The 4,101-nt window shown below is 65.8% G+C and carries 3 protein-coding genes and 1 pseudogene; 1 reads left to right on the forward strand and 3 read right to left on the reverse strand.

The features are described 5' to 3' along the window. A partial coding sequence (locus X803_RS18475) for a Na+/H+ antiporter NhaA (protein WP_084033513.1) occupies window positions 1-1,036 on the forward strand: 1,036 nt, incomplete at its 5' end. Here X803_RS18475 and X803_RS0107375 read toward each other — a convergent pair. The 3 genes and pseudogenes from X803_RS0107375 to X803_RS18480 form a co-directional block, all read right to left on the reverse strand. Next, window positions 1,033-1,992, reverse strand: a complete 960-nt coding sequence (locus X803_RS0107375) for a 2-hydroxyacid dehydrogenase (protein ID WP_026544643.1) — start codon at window positions 1,990-1,992, stop codon at window positions 1,033-1,035. The two genes, X803_RS18475 and X803_RS0107375, sit on opposite strands and share 4 nt — an antisense overlap. Continuing rightward, window positions 1,989-3,188 (reverse strand): pyridoxal phosphate-dependent aminotransferase, encoded by a 1,200-nt coding sequence (locus tag X803_RS0107380; protein ID WP_026544644.1) that lies wholly within the window; start codon window positions 3,186-3,188, stop codon window positions 1,989-1,991. The genes X803_RS0107375 and X803_RS0107380 overlap by 4 nt, the downstream gene beginning before the upstream one ends. A gap of 83 nt (window positions 3,189-3,271) precedes the next feature. After that, window positions 3,272-4,101, reverse strand: a pseudogene (locus X803_RS18480) (L-serine ammonia-lyase); the annotation flags it as partial.

Raw genomic sequence — 4,101 nt, forward strand, 5'->3', positions numbered from 1 at the left:
CCCCCGCCACGCCATGGTTCCCGTGGCGGCGGCCGTCGGCGGGGTGGTGGTTCCTGCGGGGATCTACCTGCTGTTCAACGCAGGCAGCGAAACCGTGGGCGGGTGGGCCATCCCCACAGCCACGGACATCGCCTTCGCGGTGGCAGTCCTCGCCATCATCGGTTCCCATCTGCCGCCCGCGCTCCGGCTGTTCCTCTTGACCCTCGCCGTGGTAGATGACCTGATGGCCATCACCATCATCGCCGTCTTCTACACCGAGAACGTCGGCGTGACCCCGCTCCTGCTGGCGCTGATCCCGCTGGCCGCCTTCGCCTTCCTGGCGCAGCGCTTCCCCCGGTTCTTCGGCCTGCACGCCTGGGCCGCCTGGGTGATCCTCCTTCCGCTCGGCCTGGTGGTGTGGATCCTGGTCCACGAGGCCGGCATCCACGCCACCGTAGCCGGCGTTCTCCTTGGCTTCGCGGTTCCCGTACTGCGCAGCCAGGCCAGCGGCGGGCCGGAAGCCGGGCATGGACTGGCCGAGGAATTCGAGCACCGCTTCCGCCCGATCTCCGCAGGATTCGCCGTTCCCGTCTTCGCTTTCTTCTCCGCGGGCGTGGCCGTGGGCGGCTGGGAAGGACTGGGCACTGCCCTCACCGCACCGGTCACCCTGGGCATCATCGTTGGCCTGGTCCTCGGGAAGCCGATCGGCATTGTCGGCGCCACCTGGCTCACCATCAAGATCTCACGCCAGCGGCTGGACCATTCCTACCGGTGGATCGACCTGTTCGGCGTCTCACTGCTGGCCGGGATCGGGTTCACGGTCTCGCTGCTGATTGCCGAACTCAGCTTCCCGGCGGACAGTCCCAGTACCGACTTCGCGAAAGTTGCCGTGCTGACCGCCTCCGTCCTGGCGGCGCTCATCGCCGCGGTGGTGCTCAGCACCCGCAACCAGCAGTACCGCAGGATCGAGGCTGAAGAGTCGGTCGACGCGGACCACGACGGCATCCCGGACGTCTACGAGTCGGACGATGCCGCCGATGGCCCTCGCCGGCTCTAATTGATCGGTGCGGGCGGTCCTTCGCCGCTGAGCACGGCGAGGGTGTTGTCGGCGGCGAGCATCGCCATAGCGGTGCGGGTCTCGATCGTGGCGGAGCCGAGGTGCGGCACGAGGGCCACGTTCTCGAGCTCAAGCAGCCCGGGGTGCACGCTTGGCTCGTTCTCAAACACGTCCAGGCCGGCGCCCGCGATCTGTCCGTCACGGAGCGCGGACGCGAGCGCCGCTTCGTCGACGATCGGACCCCGCGCGGTATTGATCAGGTACGCCGAATCCTTCATCGAAACGAGCTGTTCGGCACCGATCAGATGATGGGTGGCAGGGCCGTAGGGGCAGTGCAGCGAGACGACGTCTGAGATGGCGAGCAGCTCGTCAAGCTCTACCCGCCTGGCGCCCAGCTCGGCGGCTACCCGGGGACCGATCTCACTGCGCGACTGGTAGACGATTTCCATTCCGAAGGCTTTGGCCCGGCGGGCGGTCGCCTGCCCGATGCCGCCCATACCGACGACGCCGAGGGTCTTGCCCTGTAGGCTGCTGCCGAGCAGGAAGAACATGCCCCACTTCCAGGCCTGGCCCGAGCGGATGACGCGTTCCCCCTCGCCGAGCCGGCGGGTCGCCATGAGAATCAGCCCGAATGCGATATCCGCCGTGGCGTCTGTGAGAACCCCGGGGGTGTTGGTGGCCACGACGCCCCGTTCAGAGCAGGCCGGCACGTCGATGTTGTCATAGCCGACTGCGACGTTCGCGACGACTTTGAGCTGCGGGCCGGCGGCGTCGAGTAGCTCGGCGTCGATGCGCTCGGTGAGCAGGCTCACCACGGCGTCGGCCCCGGCCACACGGCGCAGGAGCTCCTCCCGGCCGATCGACTCCGGGCCTTCCCAGGCATCGACCTCATGCTCGGCGCACAGCTTCTCGATAGCGGCTTCGGGTACACGTCCCGTGACGACGACCCGGCTCATGCCGTCTCGATCCACTTGCGCAGGCGGCCAAGACCGTCACGGATATCGGCGACATCGATGCCCGAGTAGGCGAGCCGGATGTACTGCCGTTCCTCCCCGGGCTGGCGGCGGCCGAAATGCTCACGCGTGCAGAAGGAGACGCCGGTTTCATGCAGTGCGGCGGAGGCGAAATCGCCGACTGCCGTGTACCCCAGGCGTTCCATGACCTCGGTGACGTCAGGAAACAGGTAGAACGTCGACTGCGGCACAGCGACGTACATTCCGGAGATGTCGTTCACGAGTTCACACGCGGCGTCCCGCCGCTCGCGGAGGACATCGATCATCTGCTGGACCGGTTCCTGGGTACCTCGGAGTGCTTCAATGCCCGCCCACTGCACGTAATGCGTGGTGCACGACTCATCATTGGTATTGAGCGTGCTGAGGACCTTGGCGATCTCGATCGGGGCTACGGCGCAGCCGAGACGGGATCCGGTCATGGCGAACTTCTTGCTGAACGTGTAGAGGATCACGGTGCGCTCGGCCATGCCGGGAAGCGACGCGATCGAGCTCGAGACACCCTCATAACGTGTCTCGAAGTATGCCTCGTCGGAAAGTACCCAGAGGTCGTGTTCCTGTGCGAGCTGCGCGACGGCCTCCCGTTCGGCCGCCGTCGACTCCGCCGAGATGGGGTTCTGCAGGTCGTTGTAGATGATCGCGACAGTGTTTGGGGTGATCGAAGCCCGTATCTGGTCAAGGTCGATCGCGAAGCCCTGGCTGGTGGGCAGGTAGCGGTATGGGACGGCTGTGCCCCCAAGGTACTCGATCTGCGATTCGTAGATCGGGAAGCCGGGGTTGGGGTAGAGCACTTCCTGGCCAGGGTTCATGACCGCCTGGAGGAACTTCGTGATCACGGGCTTGCCCCCCGTCATCACAACGACGTTGTCGCGGGTGAACTCAAGGCCTCTGCGGGACCCGATATCCTCAGCCAGGGCCTCGCGCAGCTGTGGGATGCCGGGGCCCGGGCAGTAGCCGGTGTACCCGTCGGCGATGGCCCGGTTCATCGCCTCGACGATATGCGGGGCGGTGGGGATGTTGATGTCGCCGAGATGGAAGGGGTACACAAGGTTCCCCTTCGCCTTCCAGGCGGCGGCGGCCTGTGCGACGCTGAAGGCCGTTTCGGTGCCCAGTCGTTCGAGCCGGTGCGCGAGTTGCTGCATGGTGTTCCACTCCTCATCGAGTTGGCGATCGATGTTCTAGGGTAATCAATTGTTGCTTTTGCGCCGTAGCGCGGATTAGGTGTTCAGCACTCGATGACGTTCACGGCGAGGCCGCCGCGGGACGTTTCCTTGTACTTGGTTTTCATGTCGGCTCCGGTGTCCCGCATCGTTTTGATGGCTTTGTCGAGGGATACCTTGTGGCTGCCGTCGCCGTGCAGGGAAAGTCGGGCGGCGTTGATGGCCTTCACGCTGGCGATGGCGTTGCGCTCGATGCAGGGGATCTGCACCAGCCCGCCCACCGGGTCACAGGTCAGGCCGAGGTTGTGTTCGATGCCCACTTCAGCGGCATTTCCACCTGGGCGGGCGTGCCGCCCAGCACTTCGCAGAGTCCGGCGGCGGCCATGGAGCAGGCCGAGCCCACTTCACCCTGGCAACCGACTTCCGCTCCTGAGATGGAGGCATTGATTTTGAACAGAATTCCGACGGCGGCCGCGGCAAGCAGGAAGCGGACCACGCCGTCGTCGTCTGCGCCGGGGACGAACTTCACGTAATAGTGAAGCACCGCGGGAATGATGCCTGCCGCCCCGTTGGTGGGTGCGGTGACTATGCGACCGCCGGCAGCGTTTTCCTCATTGACCGCCAGAGCGAACAGGTTCACCCATTCCATGGCGCGCAACGGGTCGGTCACCCCGGTGTCCGCCGTCAGGGTCTGGAATAACGACGGCGCGCGCCGGCGAACGTTGAGGCCGCCCGGAAGGATCCCTTCCGCGGCGCAACCGTTGTCCACGCATTCGCGCATGACCGCCCACAGCCCCAGCAGCCTGTCCCGCAGCTCCGCTTCGGTCCGCCACACCAGCTCGTTGGCGAGCATCACGTCAGAGATGGACATGCCTTCACCGCTGCAGATGGCCAG

The organism is Arthrobacter sp. 35/47, assembly GCF_000520475.1.
In the GTDB taxonomy this organism is placed as follows: domain Bacteria; phylum Actinomycetota; class Actinomycetes; order Actinomycetales; family Micrococcaceae; genus Arthrobacter_D; species Arthrobacter_D subterraneus.